Source organism: Pseudomonas sp. GGS8 (genome assembly GCF_024168645.1).
Lineage (GTDB): Bacteria > Pseudomonadota > Gammaproteobacteria > Pseudomonadales > Pseudomonadaceae > Aquipseudomonas.
Window position 1 is genome coordinate 958,243 of record NZ_JALJWF010000001.1, and the last position, 20,481, is coordinate 978,723.

Here is a 20,481-nt window from a genome sequence, read left to right on the forward strand (position 1 = left end):
GTAATGGCCTCATCGCGAGCAGGCTCGCTTCCACAGGGTTTGGCGTCGCTGTTAAGCGTTGGCCGGTTCCAGCGCCAGTTCCACTGTTTCCGGCCGCTTGAGCAGCGCATACGCCACCGCCGTCAGCAGACTCCCGGCGACAATCGCCAGTAGATACAACAGCGCATGGTTGATCGCATTCGGAATCAGCATCACGAACAATCCACCGTGCGGCGCCATCAGTTTGCAGCCGAAATACATCGACAACGCACCGGTCAGTGCACCGCCGGCGATGCTCGCCGGTATCACCCGCAACGGGTCTTTGGCCGCGAATGGAATCGCCCCTTCGGAGATAAAGCACAGCCCCAGCACCAGCGCCGCTTTACCGGCCTCGCGTTCCGTCTGGGCGAACTTGCGCCGGGCGATGAACGTGGCGATGCCCAGCCCGATCGGCGGCACCATGCCGGCGGCCATGGTCGCGGCCATCGGTGCATAACTCTGCGATGCCAGCAGCCCCACCGAAAACGCGTAAGCCGCCTTGTTGATCGGCCCGCCGAGGTCGACGCACATCATCCCGCCCAGCAGCACACCGAGCAGAATGGCGTTGGTGGTGCCCATGCTGTCGAGGAAGTGGGTGAGCCCGGCGAGCATCCCGGCCACCGGTTTGCCGACCACGTAGATCATCACCAGACCGGTAAACAGGCTCGCCAGCAACGGAATGATCAGAATCGGTTTCAGCGCCTCAAGACTTTGCGGCAAGCGCGCATAGCGATTGATCGCCTGGGCCGCATAGCCGGCAATGAAACCGGCAATGATCCCGCCGATGAAACCGGCGCCCAGGGTGCTCGCCAGCAAACCACCGATCATCCCCGGCGCCAGGCCCGGGCGGTCAGCGATCGAGTAGGCGATGTAACCCGCCAGCAGCGGCACCATCAGTTTGAATGCGCTCTCGCCGCCGATCTGCATCAGCGCCGCCGCGAGCGTGCCTTGCTCCTTGAACGCGGTGATGCCGAACACGAAGGACAAGGCGATCATCAGACCACCCGCCACCACCATCGGCAACATGTACGACACACCGGTCAGCAGGTGCTTGTAGATGCCGGTCTTCTCTTGCTTGGCCGGGCCTTTGGCGCCGGTCGCGGCGCTTTCCTGCTTGCCTTCGGCCAGGGCTTTGTTCAGCGTCGCTTCAGCCTGTTTCAGGGCGATGCCAGTGCCGCAGCGATAGATTTTCTTGCCGGCGAAACGCTCGGTGGCAACGTCGATATCGGCCGCCAGCAGCACCACGTCGGCATCGGCAATCGCCTCTGCGCTCAGCGGATTGCGCGCGCCAACCGAGCCTTGGGTTTCCACTTGCAGGTCGTAACCCAGACGCTTGGCCGCTTGCTGCAAGGCTTCGGCGGCCATGAAGGTGTGGGCGACACCGGTCGGGCACGCGGTGACAGCCACCAGCCGTGGCGCACTCTTAACCACGGATGCAGGCTCGGTGACGGCGGCGGCTGCAACGTAAACTTCAGCCTCTTCTACCCCGCGACACAGCACCGCTTCGACATCTTGCAGGGCTTGGGCCGGGGTGCTCTGGAACACACGTTTACCGACAAAGCGCGACATATCCACCGGCGCGCTGGTGACCAGCAACACCCACTCGGCAGCCTCGAGGGTCGCCGCCGACAGTTGGCGTTCCGGATGGGCTGCGTCAACCACTTCGACGCTGGTGCTCCAGCCCTGACGCTGGGCCGCTGCATCGAGCAGACGAGCGCACAGCACACTGGTGACCATGCCGTTCGGGCAGGCCGTAACAATGGCTAATTTCATTGCAAACCCTCTTATTGTTCTGTCAGGAGGCGCACGCGCACGCCCTGTTCGAGCTGCGCCAGTTGCGCGGCGTCGCCGATGCCAAACCCGATCTGAGTCACGGCCATGGCGGCAATCGCAGTGGCGGTGCGCAAGGTCTGTTCAGGCGTATCGGCACTGAGCAAGCCGTGCAGCATGCCCGCCAGCAACGAATCCCCCGCACCGACGGTGCTGACCACGCTGACCTTGGGCGGCGTGGCGTGCATGGCCGAGCCGACGCTGAACCAGTTCACCCCGTCCGCACCGTGGGAAATCACCACGTGCTCGATACCTTGAGCATGCAAACGGCTCGCTGCCTCGGCTTGGGCGCCCACGGAAACCACTTCGCAATCCAGTGCCTCAGCCAGCTCTTCGGTGTTGGGTTTGATCAGCCACGGGCCGGCCGACAGGCCAGCACGCAAGGCTTCACCGCTGGTGTCGAGCGCAACGTTCAAGCCACGTTTTTTCAAGCGCAGGATCAACTCCCGCAACCATTGGGCACTCACGCCACGGGGCAAACTGCCGGCCACCACGACGGCGTCATGCCCTGGGGCAATCTGATCGAGCCGATCGAGCAAAGCCTGCTGCGCCGCTTCACTGACCCGCGGCCCCGGGCCGTTGATGTCGGTGATGCGCCCATCGCTTTCCGCCAGTTTGATGTTGCTGCGAGTCTCGCCGGGGACGCGGATAAACGCGTCGGTAAAGCCGCGCTTGGCGAACAGGGCTTCGAACGCCTGAAGGTTGTCTTCCCCGAGAAATCCGCTGACAGTCAACTGATGCCCGAGGTCGGCCAATACCTGCGCCACATTCACCCCTTTGCCGGCGGCGTGGGTGTGCATTTCGTCGCTACGATTGACCTGACCGGGAACAAGTACCGGCAATTGAACGGTGAGGTCCAGTGCCGGATTAAGGGTCAGGGTTAAGATCTTGGCCATTACAGGGCCTCCACTAATGCGCGGACTTCGTTCGCGCTGCCCATGGCCAGGGCCTGTTGGGCAAGGGTTTGAGTCTGGGTCAGGCTGAGTTCACGAATGCGCGCCTTGACCTCGGCAATGCTGCGGCCCGACACGCTCAACTCATCCACACCCAGACCCACCAGCACCGGCACCGCCAGCGGATCGGCCGCCAGCTCACCGCATACGCCGACCCACTTGCCATGAGCATGAGCCGCACGCACGGTGATGTCGATCAGTTGCAGCACCGCCGGATGCAAGCCGTCAGCCTGGGCCGACAAAGTCGGATGACCACGGTCGATGGCCAGGGTGTACTGGGTCAGGTCGTTGGTGCCGACGCTGAAGAAGTCCACCTCTTTGGCCAGTACCGGCGCCAGCAAGGCAGCCGACGGCACTTCGATCATGATCCCCAGTTGCAGGTCCGCAACCGGGATTTCCAGGCGCAGACGCTCGGTCATATCCCGGGCCTGGCGCCACTCATCGACGCTGCCGACCATCGGGAACATGATCCGCAAGGGACGGTTATCCGCCGCACGCAGCAAGGCGCGCAATTGCGCTTCCATGACCTGCGGACGTTGCAGGGTCAGGCGAATGCCACGCACGCCGAGGAACGGGTTCTCTTCTTTGGCGATCGGCCAGTACGGCAGCGGTTTGTCGCCACCGACGTCGAGGGTGCGCACCACCAGCGGCCGCCCGGCAAGACCATCGAGTACGCGACGGTATTCGACTTCCTGGGTTGCTTCGTCCGGCACTTGCGAGTGAGCCATGAAAATCAGTTCGGTGCGCAACAGGCCAATGCCTTCGGCGCCCTGCTCCACCGCGCTGGTGACGCCGGCGCTTTCACCGATATTGGCGAACACCTCCACGGGGTGGCCGTCGGTGGTCAGCGCCGGTTGATGGCGTTGTTCAGCGGCGGCTTTCAGGCGCAGTTCGCGGGTGTCGCGCTCTTCGGTGGCGCGCTGCAGGGTCGCGGCATCGGCGTCCACGTGCAGGCGGCCGCGTTGGCCATCGATCAACAGCGGCGTGCCCGGCTTCAGCAGCAATACGGCGGCACCGGCACCTACCAATGCCGGAATACCGAGGGCTCGGGCGACGATCGCGCTGTGGGCGGTGGCACCACCACGAGCGGTGAGGATGCCGGCGACGCGGGTCGGATCAAGACGAGCCACGTCGGACGGGCCGACTTCATCCATCACCAGAATGTACGGTTGCTCAGGCTCGGCCTGGGTTTCGACGCCACACAAATGCGCCAGCACCCGACGGCCAATGTCGCGCAAGTCGGCGGCACGTTCGGCGAGCAACGCGTCCTGCAGCGCTTCCTGTTGTTTGGCGGCGGCTTCGATCACCGTCATCCACGCCGCTTCGGCACTTTCACCTTGCTTGAGGCGGGTTTCGACTTCGTCGGTCAATTCCGGATCGTCGAGCATTTCCTGATGGGTGATGAAAATCTCGCGAATCGCCTTGGCCTTGCTGCGTTCGATCAGGCCTTCGATGTCACGACGCACATCGGCCAGCGCTTGCTTGAGACGGTCACGCTCGATGGCGGCGGACTCACCGCGCAGCGGGTAATCGATGACTTGCAGCACTTGAATATGCGCCGGACCGATGGCGATCCCGGGTGCCGCGGCAATCGCCTGAATCAGGCTGCCGGACTTCGGCGCGATCAGCGCTTCGGCGACCTCCACCTCCACAAGCACTTCGCGTTGCTGGCTCACCACCGGTAGCGGCTCGACTTCTTCACCGAGGCCTTCTTCGATGGCCGCCAGCAAGGCCGGCAAGGCGTCGGCGGCGATGACCGGTTCGGCGATGAGCTCCAGCACCTGACCGCGACGGGCGCCAAGGCTGAGCAGTTTGCTCAAACTCTTCACCGACACCGCGCTGTCGTGGCCATCGACGATGCGTATACGGATCTCGCCTTCAAAACTTTTCGCCAGTTGCGCGAGGATCTTCGCCGGGCGCGCATGCAAACCGTGGGCGTTGGCCAGGGCAATGCGTGCGCTCGGCCAGTCCGCCGGCACTTCACCGCCAAGGACTTCCAGCACCGCGCGGCTGCTGGTGGCACGGCCCAATTCATGGCCGCGACCTTCAATCAGCAACGCGCAAAGACGTTCGAGCAGCGCCTGATGGGCTTCACCGAGGCTGGCCAGGCAGAACAGCCCGCTCAACGGCTGACCGAGGTAGCGGATGGGTTTGTCCGGGGTAACGAACGCCAGGCCCGGACGCTTCACTGTTTGCTCGCTGTGCAGCCACCACAGGCCATCGCCCAGCGGCAACGCTTCGACCTGCTGCAAGACGCCGGCAAAACCGTTGCTCACGCAATCGGCCTGACGCAGCAAACGGGCACCGCGCCAAACCAGCTCTTCGAAGTCATCGGCGGACACACCGAGGCCGATCATCTGTGCGTCCAGCGCCAGCTCTTGCGGTGCGCCTTGCAGCAGCTTCAGCAAGGCTTCGGCGGAACTGGCGCGGCGCAGGGCCTGGCCCAGGTCGGTTTCACCGAGGGCACGGGTCAGCAATTGCAGCAGGCGCAAATGTTCATCGGATTTGGCGGCGATACCGATGGCCAGATAAACGATCTGGCCATCGCCCCAGTCCACGCCATCTGGGAACTGCATCAGCCGAACGCCGGTGGCGAATACCTGATCGCGGGTTTCCGGAGTGCCGTGGGGGATGGCAATACCTTGGCCGAGAAAGGTCGAGCCCTGGGCTTCCCGGGCCTGCAAGCCTGCGAGGTAACCGTCAGCCACCAGGCCATCGGTCATGAGTCGGTCAGCGAGCAATTGCAGGGCGGTGGCTTTATCCACAGCCGACTGGCCCATGGATATCTGCTCTATGGTGAGCTCGAGCATGCTTTCTCCTTTTTGGCGCCGTGTGACGCCAGGTATTGTTTTGATTGATTCAGCTTAGGCGTTTGAGGACACCTTTTCAGACGCAGTTTTGGCGGTTTTGCGGCAGAACCGGCCAAAGCGACCTATAACGTAGAAAATACGCCTGCTGAAACGTTTAATCTAGAATCTTAGGCACGTTACTCGATAATGTCTCATCCTTGAAGTCCAATTATCGGATGTGCTGCGACAATGGTCGCCTGCCTCAATCGGGTAGGATTGGCGAAAATGTCGGGCAAACTCGAATAAAAAAGGAAAACCCGGGTTGAAACTCAGTGATATTGCACAATTGGCCGGCGTCTCCGTGACCACCGCCAGTTACGTCATCAATGGCAAGGCCGAACAGCAACGCATCAGCAGCGCCACCGTTGAGCGCGTGCGGGCAGTGGTCGAACAACATGGCTTCACGCCCAACCCGCAAGCTGCCGGACTGCGCAGTCGGCACACCCGCACCTTGGGCTTCATTCTGCCGGACCTGGAAAACCCCAGTTACGCGCGAATCGCCAAACTGCTGGAACAAGGCGCCCGGGCGCGCGGCTATCAGCTGCTGATCGCCAGCTCCGACGATGCGCCGGACAGCGAACGGCAATTGCTGCAACTGTTCCGCGCCCGCCGCTGCGATGCGCTGATCGTCGCCAGTTGCCTGCCGGCCGGCGACGACAGCTATCACCAGTTGCAGGCCAAAGGCATTCCGATCATCGCCATCGACCGGGTGATGGAACCTGAGCACTTCTGCTCGGTGATCAGCGACGATCGTGAAGCCAGCCTGCACCTGACCCGCAGCCTGTTGGACCCGCTGCCAAAACAAATCGCGCTGCTCGGCGCCCGCCCTGAATTGAGTATCAGCCAAGAGCGGGCGACGGGCTTCAAAGAAGCGCTGAACGGCTTCAAAGGCGAGGCGCTGATCGAACACGGCGAGTCGTTCAGTCGTGAATGCGGCAAACAATTGATGGAAGAATTAATTCAACGCCTGGGCCATTTGCCGGATGCGCTGGTGACCACGTCCTACGTGCTGCTTCAGGGCGTATTCGATGCCTTGCACGACTTCCCGCTGAAAACCCGCCCGCTGCGCCTGGGCACCTTCGGTGATACGCAGTTGCTGGACTTCCTGCCGCTGCCGGTCAACGCTATGTCTCAGCAACATCAACTGATCGCCGACAAAGCCCTGGAACTGGCAGTGGCCGCCATCGAGCAGGCCGATTACCAACCGGGCGTGCTGGCCATCGCGCGGACGTTCAAGCAGCGTATTCGTCAGGATTGACCCGTGGAACTGATCGACACCCACACTCATCTGGATTTTCCGGACTTCGACGAAGATCGTCAGGCATTACTGGCCGAGAGCCGTGCGCTCGGCGTGCGGCGGATGGTGGTGCTGGGGGTGTATCAGGCCAATTGGCAGCGAGTCTGGGAGCTGGTGCAACGTGATCCCGATCTGCATGCGGCGTTCGGTTTGCACCCGGTGTATCTGGATGACCATCGCCCTGAAGATTTGACCGAACTCGGTGACTGGCTGACGCGATTAGCGGGCCATCGGCAGCTATGCGCGGTGGGCGAGATTGGTCTGGATTACTTCATCGAAACCCTCGATCGTGAACGTCAGCAAACGCTGTTCGATGCCCAACTGCAACTGGCGGCGGACTTCAACCTTCCAGCGTTGATTCATGTGCGACGCAGCCACGCGGCGGTGATTGCCACGCTCAAACAGTTTCGCTTGAAACGGGCGGGGATCATTCATGCCTTCGCCGGCAGCCAGGAAGAGGCTCGCGAATACATCAAGCTCGGTTTCAAACTCGGCCTCGGCGGCGCCGCGACCTGGCCGCAAGCCTTGCGCATGCACCGGGTGATTGCCGGTTTGCCCCTTGAGTCGGTGGTACTGGAAACCGACTCACCAGACATGGCTCCCGCCATGTTCCCCGGCCAACGCAACAGCCCGGCTCATCTGCCGGCGATCTGCGAGGCACTGGCTGCCCTCATGGCGATCAGCCCCGAACAACTGGCTGCCGCCAGCACCGCCAATGCGTGTGAGCTGTTCAACTGGTAATCAGTCGCTACACACATTCCCTGTGGGAGCGGGTTCGTGGCATCAAACCCGGAACGCGCTGATCAATTGCTTGAGCTCCACCACCTGCGCCGATAACGCCCGGCTCGCCGTCTCGGTCTGGTGCGCGCCTTCGGCGGTACGCTCGCCGGCGCGGTTGATCTCGACGATGTTCTGGTCGATATCGTGAGCCACGGCGGTCTGCTGCTCTACCGCAGCGGCAATCTGCTGGTTCTGGTCGACGATCATGCCGACGGCGCCGACGATGTTTTCCAGCGCCTGCTGGACCTTTTCCGACTGCCCGACCGTGCCACTAGCCATCTGATGGCTAGTGCCCATCGCCTTGACCGCCGCACCGACACCGCTGTGCAGCTTGGCGATCATCTGCTCGATTTCTTCGGTCGATTGCTGGGTGCGTTTGGCCAGGGTCCGGACCTCATCCGCCACCACCGCAAAACCACGGCCCTGCTCGCCCGCGCGCGCGGCTTCGATGGCGGCGTTGAGGGCCAGCAGATTGGTCTGTTCGGCAATGCTTTTGATCACTTCCAGCACACGGCTGATGGACTGACTGTCGCTGGCCAGCTGATTGATCACCCGCACCGACTGATCGATCTCGCTGGCCAGTGCAGCGATGCTGCCTTGCTGGGACTCCACCAATCCGCGCCCGCTGATGGTCTCGTCATTGACGCTGTGGGCGCTGCTGACGGCCGCAGCGGCACTGCGCGCCACCTCCTGAGAAGTGGCCGACATCTGGTTCATCGCCGTGGCGACCTGTTCGATCTGCGTACGCTGCCCCGCCACCGCCAGGTTGCTCTGGGCGGACACGCTTTCGACCTGCCCGGCCTGGCGCTCGACCTCGCTGACGGTCTGGCCCACTCGCTCGATCAGGTCATGGATTTTCTTCACGGTGCCGGTGAACACCTCGCCCAACTCGCCCAGTTCATCGCGGCTGTTGGCGCTAAAAGTCACAGTCATGTCACCGGCCGCCACCGTATCCATCACCGCGCCAAGACGCTTGAGGGTGGTGCGGGTCGAGGCGTAGAACCCGCCATAGAGGTAAAAAATCAACACAAACACCAGCGCCAGCGCCACCGCCTGCAACACCATGTGGGTACGGTGCTGCTCGAGCCGCTGCTGCAACTGGGTGCCGAGAAACTTCAGGGTGGCTTCGTTGAGTTGATAGGTCTGGTCCATCAGGCCCGTGACTTGATCGAAAAAGGCCTGCCACGGCGCATCAAGGGTGTCGGCCATCACCACCTGTTCTTCGAACAGTTCACTGGCCTTTTTCAGGGAGGCCTTGCTGCTTTCTGCCTGTGCAGCCAGGGTTTCGTACGCGGCTTTACTGGAGCCCAGTGCATCCTTCAACTTCAGGCCGTATTCGGCCTGAAGTTTTTCGATCTGCGCCAGCAACTCATCGAATCGGGTGCTCGAGGCCGAATTGAGAAAGCCCTGCCCCAGCGAGTAAGCCCCCATCGCCCGGCCTTCGCCGAGTATCTGGGTAACGGCCGGCGTGACGTTGGTAATGAGTTCGCTCAGCTGACGCATGTCGCTCTGGCTGTCGCGGCTCAGGCCGGCCTGACTGGCAATGATCTGGCTGAAAATCTGCGCGTTGCCGAGCAACTTGCCGATCAGCGCACTTTTACTCTGCAGGGAGTTTTCCGCTTGCTGGGCCTTGAACGCGGCGATCATTTCATCGCGTTTGCCATCGAAAAACGTGATTTGCTCCGGGTCAGTGGTCATCGCCACCAGCCCTTGCAAACGGCTAAGAACGCTTTGCTCCAGGGCACTGATCGTCGATTCGACATGATCGGCCTTGCCGGACTGGCCCAGGGTGACGTTGATCTGTACCAGGTTGTTCAGGGTCTCCAGGTCCCGACGCAGGCTCAGGCCGCTGCCCAACAGGTCGAGGCTCTGCAACTCGACCTGGGTGCCCTGGAATTCGCGATAGGAATCACGCACCAGATAGAAATTGGTCACCAGCATCGGCACGAGGAACAGCACGCTGATCAGGCTGAACTTCATGCCGAAGCTCAGGCGGTTCATCAGCGCGACGGCGGGATAGAGCAAGCTCTTCACTGTGAAGTCTCCCTTTGATTTCTTATTTTTATTGGCAGGCGCGCAGAGACAGCAGATAGCCACTATTGGCGCTGCCTCTGTATAGCCTAAATCGGAGGGAGGTTTTGTAACTTAAGGTTAACTACAGGGTTGCCGTTGTTGGAGCGGATGAGCCCCTTGTGGCGAGGGGGCTTGTCGGAACGCCGCATCGCCCCGTTCGGCTGCGAAGCAGTCGTAAATCCGGACAACTCGATCTGACTGAAAGGGCGCTGGGGGGCCGCTTCGCGACCCAACGGGGGCAAGCCCCCTCGCCACAGGCTTAGTGCAAAACTGTCCACAACGCAAACCCGGCATACCAAAGCACCGCCGCGCGCAGCAGCAGTTCCCAGATCCGGTCCAGGCTGTTGATGCCGTCCGGGCCAACCACCGGTGCCGGAATTTCACCGGCCACCAGCCCGACCTTCTCGATCAACTGGGCAGCGCTGATATTCCAGTTCAGCAGTTCGTGCAGCATCACCCGGCTGACCGCGACAAAGTTGCCGACCAGCGCAAAGCTCGCCGCCAGCAGTCGCACCGGCACCCAATCGAACGCATGACGCAGCTGCGCGGCACGCTCGACCACGGCCGGGTTCTGACCATGCTCTTCGGCCAGCGCCAGCAGTCGATAGCTCAGGGCCGCAACCGGGCCCAGCAGGAAGTACCAGAAGATCACCGCGAAAAAGCTCTGATAGGCCTCCCACAGCAGATACCCTTGCACCCGTTCCAGCAACTGCTCGCCGTTGTCAGCGCAGATATCCAGGTCACGTTTGGCGACATGGGCGGCGGCCTGCAGGTCTTCCCGGCGCCAGGCATCGCGAAACGGTCCGAGGCCGGCCAGCAGATCGCCACGCCCCAGACTGTAAATCACCACCAACAAGTGCACAGGCAACGCCAGCAAGCCATAGGCCACCGGGTCCAGCACCACCAACAGCAACCCCAGCAGCGCCACCGGCAGCAACACCAGCACCACCAGTATCAGCCACGGACGGTGAGTCATGCGTGGGCTCGATTCAAGCTTGTTCAGCTCGCGCACCCAACCAGCATCACGTTGAACCCGATGGCGCAGGGCCGAGAACTTTTCGATCCAGACCGCTAACAGCAGCACTAGAAAACTCATTGTTGCTCCTCTTCTTCCTGAGCGGCTTTTGCCAGGGCCGCACGATAGCGTGCCCAGTCGAACGCCGGTCCCGGATCAGTCTTGCGCCCGGGTGCAATGTCGCTATGCCCGCAAATGCGTTGTGCGGTGATGCCCGTGAAGGCGCTTTGCAGCTGTTGGGTAAGGGCCGTCAACGTCTCATATTGCGCATCGGTGAACGGTAGATCATCCGTGCCTTCAAGCTCGATGCCCACGGAAAAATCGTTACAGGTTTCCCGTCCCTCGAAACACGAGACGCCAGCGTGCCAGGCGCGCTCAAGACAAGAGACAAACTGAGTAACCGTGCCGTCACGTTCAATCAGAAAGTGCGCAGACACCCGCAGGTCGGCGATCCCTGCAAAATAGGGATGTTCCGTGACATCCAGTCGATTCTGGAAAAACTCCTGCACCTTGCCGGTCAGAAACTGCGCGGGCGGCAGACTGATATTGTGGATCACCAGCAGGGAGATCTCGCCCTCGGGGCGCGCATTGAAGTTGGGCGAGGGGCATATGCGCACACCCTGACACCAACCGCTCGCGGGGTCCAACTGCATACAGGTTCCTTCAACGACGACTGTGTTGGTGCCCAGTATGCCGCGATAGACCCTCGGCACGCGATCACTTGCCGCGTTTGAGACGCCGCAGGTTGCCCAACACCGATTCCAACGCCCGGTCGAACAGCAAGGTGTCGTCCAGCGTGCGCACTGCGCCACGCCGAAACTCCAGAGCCAGACCGGTACGCCTGCGCTCAAGAACTTTCATCCCGGTGCGGTCGACGAAGATGTATTTGCCGGTGGTTTCAATGATCGCCGCCAGCTTGCAGCGCAGGGTGTTTTCTTCATCTTCCTGAAACTCGACCCAGCACCCCGGGCGCAGTTGATCGACCTGCAGCAGCGCGACATCGTCCTGCGGCAAACGCACCGAGGCTGTCTCGACAGGGCCTTCGTCAGCGGTGCGAAGTACAATTTCCTGCTGCACTTCGACCATCATCGGCCCCTCAACAGGCGCGCTGTCCTGGACCGGAGGTTCGAACAATTGAACGTGCAGAACTTCCAGCTCGCTGAAAAACTCGCTGGTGGCGAACGGGTCGAATGCCGAGCTGTTCAATCCATCGCGCAACGACTTGAGCAACCCCGGCACCAGCGCCAACACGCGCAGGCTCGCGTCGGGCTCGTCATGGCGCTGCACGCTCCAGACCAACTGCTCCATGGTCTGCACATCGGCGTGCCATTCGGCAGACTGATCACCGTGTTTGAGGCTGGTCAGCAACAGCACTTTGCTCCAGGCCTCCTGGACAAACACCACCACGCTGTGCGGCAGCACCTTACCCACCAACGCCTGATTCAGCGCCTGCTCGACGCGCTGACGCGCCAGTTCGGTCCTGGCGCGGCCCTCTTCGGCGTCACGGGTGCGCTGCTCGAGTAATTCGCTGCGACGGCGCTCGTCATTGGTGAAGGCAAGAAAATCCGCCAACAGTTCGGAAAAGATCGCCGGGTCATCGACAAAGTCGTTCAACAATCGCTGCACCACCTGCTCGATACGCAGGTACAGACTGTCGCGTTCATGGTCATCGCACTCGTCCCAGCCCATGGCCGCCGCGGCGATTTCGTTTAGCAAGCGCCGGGCGGGGTGGCTGCCGCGGCTGAAAAAACTCTTGTCGAGCACTGCGACTTTCAACATCGGGATCTGCAAGCGTCCGATCAGCGCCTTGAGGGAGTCCGGCAGGTTGCGGTCATCGAGAATGCATTCGAAGAGCATGGCGATCAGGTTGATCACGTCTTCATCGGCCACCCCGACCACCCGCGACCTGCCGCTTTTGACACTGACCCGGGTCAGTAGCAGTTCGAGCTGATTACGCAGGTCAAAGTCGTCCTGAACCGCCAGCGCCGGCACGTATTGCTGCAAGTGCGAGAGCAGGCGCAGCAGATCGCGGGTGGAGATGGGCTGGGTCTGGGCACTGACCTCCAGAGTCGGCGCAACGCTGCCGCGCACATGGAGCAGCAACTCCTGCAATGCGGCGAAAACTTCCTGCACCCCCTCGTCAATCTGTGGATTGCCGCTGCGCCCCCCGGCCTCGACAGAGTCGGCGTGAACACTGGCAGCCGCTCGATCGATGGCACGTCGCGCCGGGGCGGGCTTGAGGTCCGGCAGCACGCCGGTGGCGATCAGCAATTGATTGGCTTCAGCGTAAAGCTGATCAGCGTTGCTGAGCACATAGCGCTCGAACAACTTGAGGATGATCAGCTTGACCTTGATCTCCATCCCCAGGTTGCGCCCGGCCTGCAGGAAATACTCGCAGAGCAGCGTCGGCCCCAGGGGATTGTGCTGTTCGACCAGTTTCTTGCCCAGCAGGGTGCTCAGTCGGGCGGTGAGTTGGTCGAGGGCGAAACCGTCGCGGTTCAGCACTTTGCCGACCATGACTTCCACCGCCACATTACGCTCCATGTCGTCATGGGATAGCGACGCCGAGGTATCGAAAACCAATGCCCGAGGCAAGGCAACCTGTGAGGTGTCGCACTGCGTGAGTCTGAGGAAAGCCTCGAGGAACTGCTCGAGAAAACCGCGCTCGATATTTTTGCGCTTGAGCCGCAAATCGCGCATGGCTTCGAAGAAGATGTTTTGCTCGACATCGTTTCGAGCCCGGTCAGCCATTTCGAACAGGGTATCGTCGGCGTTATCGAACAGCTCCTGCAGACCCTGCTTGAGCTGTTGAGCAGCCTTGTCGCGAACCTGAAGCAGAATCACCGGCAGGCGGGCGAGCAGCGAGTGAGTCGCCTGGTCGGTAGTCGCCTTGTGCAAAGGCACTGCATTCCCGTCGTTGTGCATCCAAGCCTCCTGAAACGGTGATGCTTCGGTTCGGTAAGAAAGATCGAGCACGCCGGCCATATAGCCGGCACTCAGCGGGCACATCGCCCACCCGCTGTCATTCAATAATCGGGAACCCAAAGATACGTCAAAGCTATGACGTCAAATACAAGGCAGAATTATCTGCAAAAGACCTCTTTTGTGCCAGCAGACTCTGCACCTCCCAAAGAAATAGACGCTTATGAAAGACACTTGCTTAGCCCCGATTGCTCGCGCTAATCGACCAAATGCAGGTTTGCAAACGACGGGATGGTTGTTGATGCCTTGGGTTGCCTCGCGCCATGGCCCTATAATCGGGCCACTTTGTTTGTGGAGCCCGTTATGCCGAATCTACGACTCGCCGATTTGACCGCCGAAATCGAAGCCAACGTGCGCCGTGCGTTGCTCGAGGACATCGGCAGCGGCGACATCACCGCGCAACTGATCCCGGCCGAACGCCTGGCCAAAGCCACCATCATCACCCGCGACGCCGCCGTCATCAGCGGTACTGCGTGGGTTGATGCCGTGTTTCGCCAGCTGGATCCGCGGGTCGCCGTGCACTGGCAGGTGAGCGATGGCGAGCGGGTGAAACCCAATCAGGTGCTGTTCCACCTTGAAGGCCCGGCACGCTCGCTGCTCACCGGCGAACGCAGCGCACTGAACTTCCTGCAACTGCTCTCGGGCGTGGCCACTCGCGCGCAGTACCTGGCGGATTTCGTCGCCCAAACCCGAGTGAAGTTACTAGATACTCGCAAAACCCTGCCGGGGCTGCGTCTGGCCCAGAAATACGCCGTGACCTGCGGCGGCTGCCATAACCACCGCATCGGCCTGTATGACGCGTTCCTGATCAAGGAAAACCATATCGCCGCCTGCGGTGGCATTCCTGAGGCTATCGCCGCCGCGCACAAGATCGCTCCGGGCAAACCGGTGGAAATCGAAGTGGAGAACCTGACGGAGCTCAAAGAAGCCCTGGCGGCGGGGGCCGACATCATCATGCTCGATGAACTGAGCCTGGATGACATGCGCGAAGCCGTGCGCCTGAACGCCGGCAAGGCAAAACTGGAGGCCAGTGGCGGCATCAACGAAAGTACGTTGCTGCCGATTGCGCAAACCGGGGTGGATTACATTTCGATTGGTGCGATGACCAAGGATGTGAAGGCCGTAGACCTGTCGATGCGACTGAGCCTCTGAGTTCTTCGCATAAAGAAAAACGCCAGCCCCGATGAGGCTGGCGTTTTTGTATCAGACCACCAGATTGTTCATCTCGCAGTACTCTTCCCACTCGACACCCAATACCTCGGCCGCTTCCTTGTGCAGCGCCAGGCGCGCAGCCTCGAACTCTTCCGGGGTTGAGGTGTACTTGAGCGTCAGCTCCCACGGCTGCAAGCCCTGGGCTTCTGCCTCATCCTCGAATGCCCACTGGATCTGGTCTTTCTGATCGTCGGCTGGCAAGTCCTTGATCTCTTCGGCCAACTGAGGCGACTCAAGCAGGTACTTTTTAAGTGCTTCTTCGTTTCTGGCTTCTTGGGTCAATTCTTTAACGGTCATGGCGTTCTCGCTGATCTGGGGAATGGAAGATGGATCTGGATCATCAAGGATCTCTCTGACGCAAAAAACCGTTTGAAGCCCGGTTTGTCTGGCCTTCAGAACCATTCGGGATCATCTGAAAACTGCTGGGCGATGCTCATGCAGGCAACGAATATAGGACGTTTTGCCGATGATTTACACGGCTCTTTACATCTATCTCACAAAAAGCTGCGTGCAAGAGGAGCTGAGGACGTCGGGAACATAAATCCAATTCCCAAGTCATAGCGATGTGCCATATCAGCACTTCACGAGGAACCCCAGTGATGCGCAGTTTTTCGAAGCTTTCGTCTACCCGGTTTGCCACCGCGACCCTGCTGCTCGGCAGCCTGACATTGGCCAGCGCTGCTCAAGCGGCTGTCGAAGTCAGCTCCGACCCTTCGCTGTACTCCGACAAAATCTCCGCCCTCCACAATTCACTCGGCAAGGACACGCTCGTCAGAACCAGCGTCAGCATCGATGATCTGGAAAATCTGCAAAAAACCGTGAAGGCCAATGCCTCCGAACTGGAAAGCCAGAAGCGCACCATCAATGAGCAAGCCCGCCAGATCGAAGAACTCAAACGCAACAGCGGTTCCAGCACCAGCTCCAGCAGCAAGGAGATTGATGATCTCAAGCGCACGGTCAATGAACAGGAACGCGACCTGAACAGTCTCGGCAAGCAGGTGGAAGAGCTCAAGCGCAACAGCGGCTCCAGCTCAAGCTCGAACAACAGCGAAATTTCCAGTCTTAAACGGGAGCTCAGTGATCAGGATCGCACGATGGATCAGCTCAAGCGCACCGTCGAGGATCTGAGCAGAAAGGTGAAATAAGCGGGAAAAGTGGTGCCCGAGACAGGAATCGAACCTGCGACCTTCGCGTTACGAGTGCGCTGCTCTACCGGCTGAGCTACACGGGCTGTGGCCTAAAGCTAGCACTGGCTTCAGGGTCCGGCAACTTCGCGCACCACAAAATCGAAAGATCTTCCTGCACAAAAAAATGCCCCGCCGTTTTCACGGCGAGGCATTTTTTATAACGTTGAAGCGGTCAGGCGCGGAGGTAATTAAACGCCCGAAGCCTTGGCTGCTGCTACGTCTTTGATGGACAGCTTGATACGGCCGCGGTTGTCCACGTCCAGTACCAGTACTTCCACTTCCTGGCCTTCTTTCAGGATGTCGGTCACTTTCTCTACGCGAGCATCGCTCAGCATCGAGATGTGAACCAGACCGTCCTTGCCTGGCAGGATGTTGACGAATGCGCCGAAGTCGACGATGCGCTCAACTTTACCTACGTAGATCTTACCGATTTCAGCTTCAGCAGTGATACCCAGAACGCGCTGACGTGCAGCTTCAGCCGCTTCCTTGGTTTCGCCGAAGATCTTGATCGAGCCGTCGTCTTCGATGTCGATCGAAGCCTTGGTCTCTTCACAGATCGCACGAATGGTCGCGCCGCCTTTACCGATGACATCACGGATTTTGTCGGTATCGATTTTCATCGCGATCATGGTCGGAGCGTTTTCCGACAGTTCGGTACGCGACTGACCAATGATCTGGTTCATCTGACCGAGGATGTTCAGGCGCGCTTCCAGGGCTTGGCCCAGAGCGATTTCCATGATTTCTTCGGTGATGCCTTTGATCTTGATGTCCATCTGCAGCGCGGTCACACCCTTGGCGGTACCGGCTACTTTGAAGTCCATGTCGCCCAGGTGGTCTTCGTCACCCAGGATGTCGGTCAGGACGGCGAATTTCTCGCCTTCCTTAACCAGACCCATGGCGATACCGGCAACAGGTGCCTTCATCGGCACACCCGCGTCCATCAGAGCCAGGGAGGCACCGCAGACCGAAGCCATGGAGCTCGAACCGTTGGACTCGGTGATTTCCGACACTACACGAATGGTGTACGGGAACACGTCGGCAGCAGGCAGCATGGCCTGAACCGAACGACGGGCCAGACGGCCGTGACCGATTTCGCGACGACCAGCGCCACCCATGCGACCACACTCACCTACCGAGAACGGAGGGAAGTTGTAGTGCAGCATGAACGGATCTTTTTTCTCGCCTTCCAGGGTGTCCAGCAGCTGTGCATCACGGGCAGTACCCAGAGTCGCAACTACCAGGGCCTGTGTTTCGCCACGGGTGAACAGTGCCGAACCGTGGGTCTTCGGCAGAACGCCGACTTCGATGTTCAGCGGACGCACGGTCTTGGTGTCGCGGCCGTCGATACGTGGCTTGCCGTTAACGATGTTTTCGCGAACGGTGCGGTATTCGATTTCACCGAAAGCTGCTTTGACGTCAGCAGCGGAAGGCTGGCCTTCTTCACCGGACAGCTTGGCAACCACCTGGTCTTTCAGTTCGCCCAGGCGAGCGTAACGGTCGGCCTTGACGGTGATGGTGTAAGCCTGGGAGATCGCTTCGCCGAACTCGGCACGGATAGCACCCAGCAGAGCAGTGGCTTCTGGCTGTGGAGCCCAGGTCCAGGTCGGTTTGGCAGCTTCGGCAGCCAGTTCTTTAACAGCGTTGATCACAACCTGGAACTCGTCGTGAGCAAACAGTACCGCGCCCAGCATCTGGTCTTCGGTCAGCTCTTTGGCTTCCGATTCAACCATCAACACAGCTTCCGACGTACCGGCAACGACCATGTCCAGGCTCGATGCTTTCAGTTGTTCGTAAGTCGGGTTCAGCAGGTAGCCGGTGCTTTCGTGGAACGCAACGCGGGCAGCGCCGATCGGACCATCGAAAGGAATGCCGGAGATGGCCAGCGCAGCCGAGGTACCGATCATCGCAGCGATGTCCGGATCGGTCTTCTTGCTGGTGGAAACGACGGTGCAGACAACCTGCACTTCGTTCATGAAGCCTTCTGGGAACAGCGGACGGATCGGACGGTCGATCAGTCGGGAAGTCAGGGTTTCTTTCTCGGAAGGACGGCCTTCACGCTTGAAGAAACCACCAGGGATCTTGCCGGCAGCGTAAGTCTTTTCCTGGTAGTGAACAGACAGAGGGAAGAAGCCCTTGCCTGGATCGGCTTGTTTGGCACCGACTACGGTCACCAATACGCTGACGTCGTCGTCAACGGTGACCAATACTGCGCCGGAGGCCTGACGGGCGATACGGCCAGTCTCGAGGGTAACGGTCGACTGACCGAACTGGAATTTTTTGATTACCGGGTTCACGGTGTCCTACCTTCTTTGTGGCTCTTGGGGGAACTGGTTTCTTGCGAAATTCTTGGGCAACGCCGGGAATCGGCCCGACAGGATTGTCCAGGGTGCTATCACTCAGGCAAAGCAGATATCCAGATAAAACTTGAGGCTGGGAGCCTGCCATGCGCTGGCGGGAAACCCGCTGACGCACGACAGACAACCAACCTCTAGCGCAATCGCTTATTAGCGACGCAGACCCAGGCGAGCGATCAGAGCGCTGTAACGGCTCACGTCCTTGCCTTTCAGGTAGTCCAGCAGCTTACGACGCTGGTTAACCATGCGGATCAGACCACGACGGGAGTGGTGATCTTTACCGTTGGCCTTGAAGTGACCTTGCAGTTTGTTGATGTTGGCGGTCAGCAGTGCAACTTGCACTTCTGGCGAACCAGTGTCACCAACAGCTTGCTGGTAGTCAGCTACGATTTGAGCTTTTTCTTGAACGTCGAGAGCCATGAGGCAATCCTTTTATCAGGAAACCATCCAAGGGACGGTTTCAACAGGCCAGGGACAAATCCCTGTATCTATAAATGAGTAGTGACCGTGCCTGTTGACAGCCACCCTCGCCAACCTGCTGTTACACAGGCTGGTTTCGGTCATTCAGACCGAATCAGTCGACGTGGCGCGATGCGCCCGTCTTCGCTCACTTCACCGATACCGATGAAGCGACCATTGTGATCCTGTACCCGTACCATGCCAAATTTCGGTGCATCCGGGGCACGTACCGGCTGGCCGTTGAGCCAGTAGAACGCGCTCGCTTCCGAGAACTGCAACAGTGGCCAATCCAGCAGGCCGCTGTCCGATGGCATCAGGAAGCGGTCGACCGCTTCGTTGCCGCCTTCGGCATGTACCGCTTCCAGCTCTTCCAGAGTGACGGTCTGTGCAAGCGTGAAAGGCCCGGCCTGGGTACGTCGCAATTCAGCCACGTAAGCGCCACAACCGAGTTGCTCACCGATATCCTCCACCAGGGTACGGATATAGGTGCCTTTGCTGCAATCCACCGCAAGCCGCGCAGTATCACCCTCAAAGGCCAGTAATTCCAAGCGCGCAATAGTAACAGAACGCGGTTCGCGCTCCACTACTTCACCTGCACGGGCCAGCTTGTACAACGGCTGACCATCGCGCTTGAGTGCCGAGTACATCGGCGGTATCTGACTGATTTGCCCACGAAATTTCGGCAGCACAGCTTCGATATCGGCGCGACCAACGGTCACCGGACGCTCCAGCAAAACCTCACCTTCGGCATCCGCCGTGGTGGTGGTCTTGCCCAGTTGCGCCAGGGTTTCATAACCCTTGTCGGAATCGAGCAGGTATTGTGAGAACTTGGTGGCCTCGCCGAAGCACAACGGCAACACGCCGGTGGCCAGCGGATCGAGACTGCCGGTGTGTCCGGCCTTCTCGGCATTGAGCAACCAGCGGACCTTCTGCAACGCCGCGTTGGAAGTGAACCCCAACGGCTTGTCGAGCAGGATGATACCGCTGACGTTACGACGGATACGTTTGACCTGAGCCACCGATTACTCCTTGGCGTCTTCGGGTTCAGCCGCTACCGGGTGCTGATTGTCTTCAGCCACCGCGCGCTCGATCAAGGCGGACAGGTGCGCACCACGCACGACACTTTCGTCGTAATGGAAGTGCAACTGTGGAACGCTGCGCAACTTCATCTCGCGAGCCAACTGCATGCGCAGGAAACCAGCGGCGGAGTTGAGCACCTTGATGCTTTGCGCGATGTCGTCGCGACTGTCCTGGCCCATCACGGTGATGAAGATCTTGGCGTGACCGACGTCACGACTGACTTCAACAGCGGTAATGGTGACCAGGCCGACGCGCGGGTCTTTGACTTCACGACGGATCAGCTGTGCCAGCTCACGCTGCATCTGATCACCGATTCGTTGGGTACGGCTATATTCTTTTGCCATGTCTTGTTACCTGTTACTGCCCCACGGTGAAACCCGAAGGGTCTGAAA

16 protein-coding genes and 1 tRNA gene are annotated in these 20,481 nt (G+C 60.1%); 4 read left to right on the plus strand and 13 right to left on the minus strand.

Features of this window, described 5'->3' with window-relative positions; all coding sequences use genetic code 11:
* Window positions 1–51: 51 nt before the first annotated feature.
* Genes J3D54_RS04255 through ptsP form a run of 3 tightly spaced genes read right to left on the minus strand, consistent with a single transcriptional unit; the run spans window position 52 to window position 5,611 of the window.
* Window positions 52–1,791 (minus strand): PTS fructose-like transporter subunit IIB, encoded by a 1,740-nt coding sequence (locus tag J3D54_RS04255; RefSeq protein ID WP_253416826.1) that lies wholly within the window; start codon window positions 1,789–1,791, stop codon window positions 52–54.
* Between the two features lie 11 nt (window positions 1,792–1,802).
* Window positions 1,803–2,744 (minus strand): 1-phosphofructokinase, encoded by a 942-nt coding sequence (gene pfkB, locus J3D54_RS04260; RefSeq protein ID WP_253416827.1) that lies wholly within the window; start codon window positions 2,742–2,744, stop codon window positions 1,803–1,805.
* Window positions 2,744–5,611, minus strand: coding sequence for a phosphoenolpyruvate--protein phosphotransferase (gene ptsP, locus J3D54_RS04265; protein WP_253416828.1), 2,868 nt, complete (start codon window positions 5,609–5,611; stop codon window positions 2,744–2,746). The genes pfkB and ptsP overlap by 1 nt, the downstream gene beginning before the upstream one ends.
* Before the next feature lie 301 nt (window positions 5,612–5,912).
* On the opposite strand from ptsP, the gene cra reads away from it, so the two are divergent.
* On the plus strand, window positions 5,913–6,908 hold the full coding sequence (cra, locus tag J3D54_RS04270; RefSeq protein WP_253416829.1) for a catabolite repressor/activator: 996 nt from the start codon (window positions 5,913–5,915) through the stop codon (window positions 6,906–6,908).
* A 3-nt stretch (window positions 6,909–6,911) separates the two neighbouring features.
* Complete coding sequence (locus J3D54_RS04275) at window positions 6,912–7,688, plus strand: TatD family hydrolase (RefSeq protein WP_253416830.1); 777 nt, start codon at window positions 6,912–6,914, stop codon at window positions 7,686–7,688.
* Window positions 7,689–7,730: 42 nt separating this feature from the next.
* On the opposite strand, the gene J3D54_RS04280 is transcribed toward J3D54_RS04275, so the two are convergent.
* The 4 genes from J3D54_RS04280 to J3D54_RS04295 all read right to left on the minus strand — a co-directional run bounded on the left by J3D54_RS04280 (window position 7,731) and on the right by J3D54_RS04295 (window position 13,740).
* Window positions 7,731–9,761 (minus strand): methyl-accepting chemotaxis protein, encoded by a 2,031-nt coding sequence (locus J3D54_RS04280; RefSeq protein ID WP_253416831.1) that lies wholly within the window; start codon window positions 9,759–9,761, stop codon window positions 7,731–7,733.
* A gap of 298 nt (window positions 9,762–10,059) precedes the next feature.
* A complete protein-coding gene (gene ampE, locus J3D54_RS04285; protein WP_253416832.1) occupies window positions 10,060–10,896 on the minus strand; it encodes a regulatory signaling modulator protein AmpE in 837 nt (278 codons plus the stop codon).
* Window positions 10,893–11,468 (minus strand): 1,6-anhydro-N-acetylmuramyl-L-alanine amidase AmpD, encoded by a 576-nt coding sequence (ampD, locus tag J3D54_RS04290; RefSeq protein ID WP_253416833.1) that lies wholly within the window; start codon window positions 11,466–11,468, stop codon window positions 10,893–10,895. The genes ampE and ampD overlap by 4 nt, the downstream gene beginning before the upstream one ends.
* Window positions 11,469–11,532: 64 nt before the next feature.
* A complete protein-coding gene (locus tag J3D54_RS04295; protein WP_253416834.1) occupies window positions 11,533–13,740 on the minus strand; it encodes a DUF1631 domain-containing protein in 2,208 nt (735 codons plus the stop codon).
* A gap of 360 nt (window positions 13,741–14,100) precedes the next feature.
* Between J3D54_RS04295 and nadC the strand changes: the two genes are divergently transcribed.
* Complete coding sequence (gene nadC, locus J3D54_RS04300) at window positions 14,101–14,949, plus strand: carboxylating nicotinate-nucleotide diphosphorylase (protein ID WP_253416835.1); 849 nt, start codon at window positions 14,101–14,103, stop codon at window positions 14,947–14,949.
* A 51-nt stretch (window positions 14,950–15,000) separates the two neighbouring features.
* Here nadC and J3D54_RS04305 read toward each other — a convergent pair whose 3' ends face one another.
* The gene (locus J3D54_RS04305; protein WP_253416836.1) at window positions 15,001–15,306 is read right to left on the minus strand and encodes a DUF6388 family protein; all 306 of its coding nucleotides are present in this window, start codon (window positions 15,304–15,306) and stop codon (window positions 15,001–15,003) included.
* Between the two features lie 302 nt (window positions 15,307–15,608).
* On the opposite strand from J3D54_RS04305, the gene J3D54_RS04310 reads away from it, so the two are divergent.
* A complete protein-coding gene (locus tag J3D54_RS04310; RefSeq protein ID WP_253416837.1) occupies window positions 15,609–16,154 on the plus strand; it encodes a hypothetical protein in 546 nt (181 codons plus the stop codon).
* A gap of 10 nt (window positions 16,155–16,164) precedes the next feature.
* Here J3D54_RS04310 and J3D54_RS04315 read toward each other — a convergent pair.
* The 5 genes from J3D54_RS04315 to rbfA form a co-directional block, all read right to left on the minus strand.
* A tRNA-Thr gene (locus J3D54_RS04315) sits at window positions 16,165–16,240 on the minus strand.
* A 144-nt stretch (window positions 16,241–16,384) separates the two neighbouring features.
* Window positions 16,385–18,490 (minus strand): polyribonucleotide nucleotidyltransferase, encoded by a 2,106-nt coding sequence (gene pnp / locus J3D54_RS04320; protein WP_253416838.1) that lies wholly within the window; start codon window positions 18,488–18,490, stop codon window positions 16,385–16,387.
* A gap of 210 nt (window positions 18,491–18,700) precedes the next feature.
* A complete protein-coding gene (gene rpsO / locus J3D54_RS04325; protein ID WP_011332409.1) occupies window positions 18,701–18,970 on the minus strand; it encodes a 30S ribosomal protein S15 in 270 nt (89 codons plus the stop codon).
* A gap of 140 nt (window positions 18,971–19,110) precedes the next feature.
* On the minus strand, window positions 19,111–20,028 hold the full coding sequence (gene truB, locus J3D54_RS04330) for a tRNA pseudouridine(55) synthase TruB (RefSeq protein WP_007933551.1): 918 nt from the start codon (window positions 20,026–20,028) through the stop codon (window positions 19,111–19,113).
* Window positions 20,029–20,031: 3 nt separating this feature from the next.
* The gene (gene rbfA, locus J3D54_RS04335) at window positions 20,032–20,433 is read right to left on the minus strand and encodes a 30S ribosome-binding factor RbfA (RefSeq protein WP_007900467.1); all 402 of its coding nucleotides are present in this window, start codon (window positions 20,431–20,433) and stop codon (window positions 20,032–20,034) included.
* Between the last annotated feature and the right edge of the window lie 48 nt (window positions 20,434–20,481).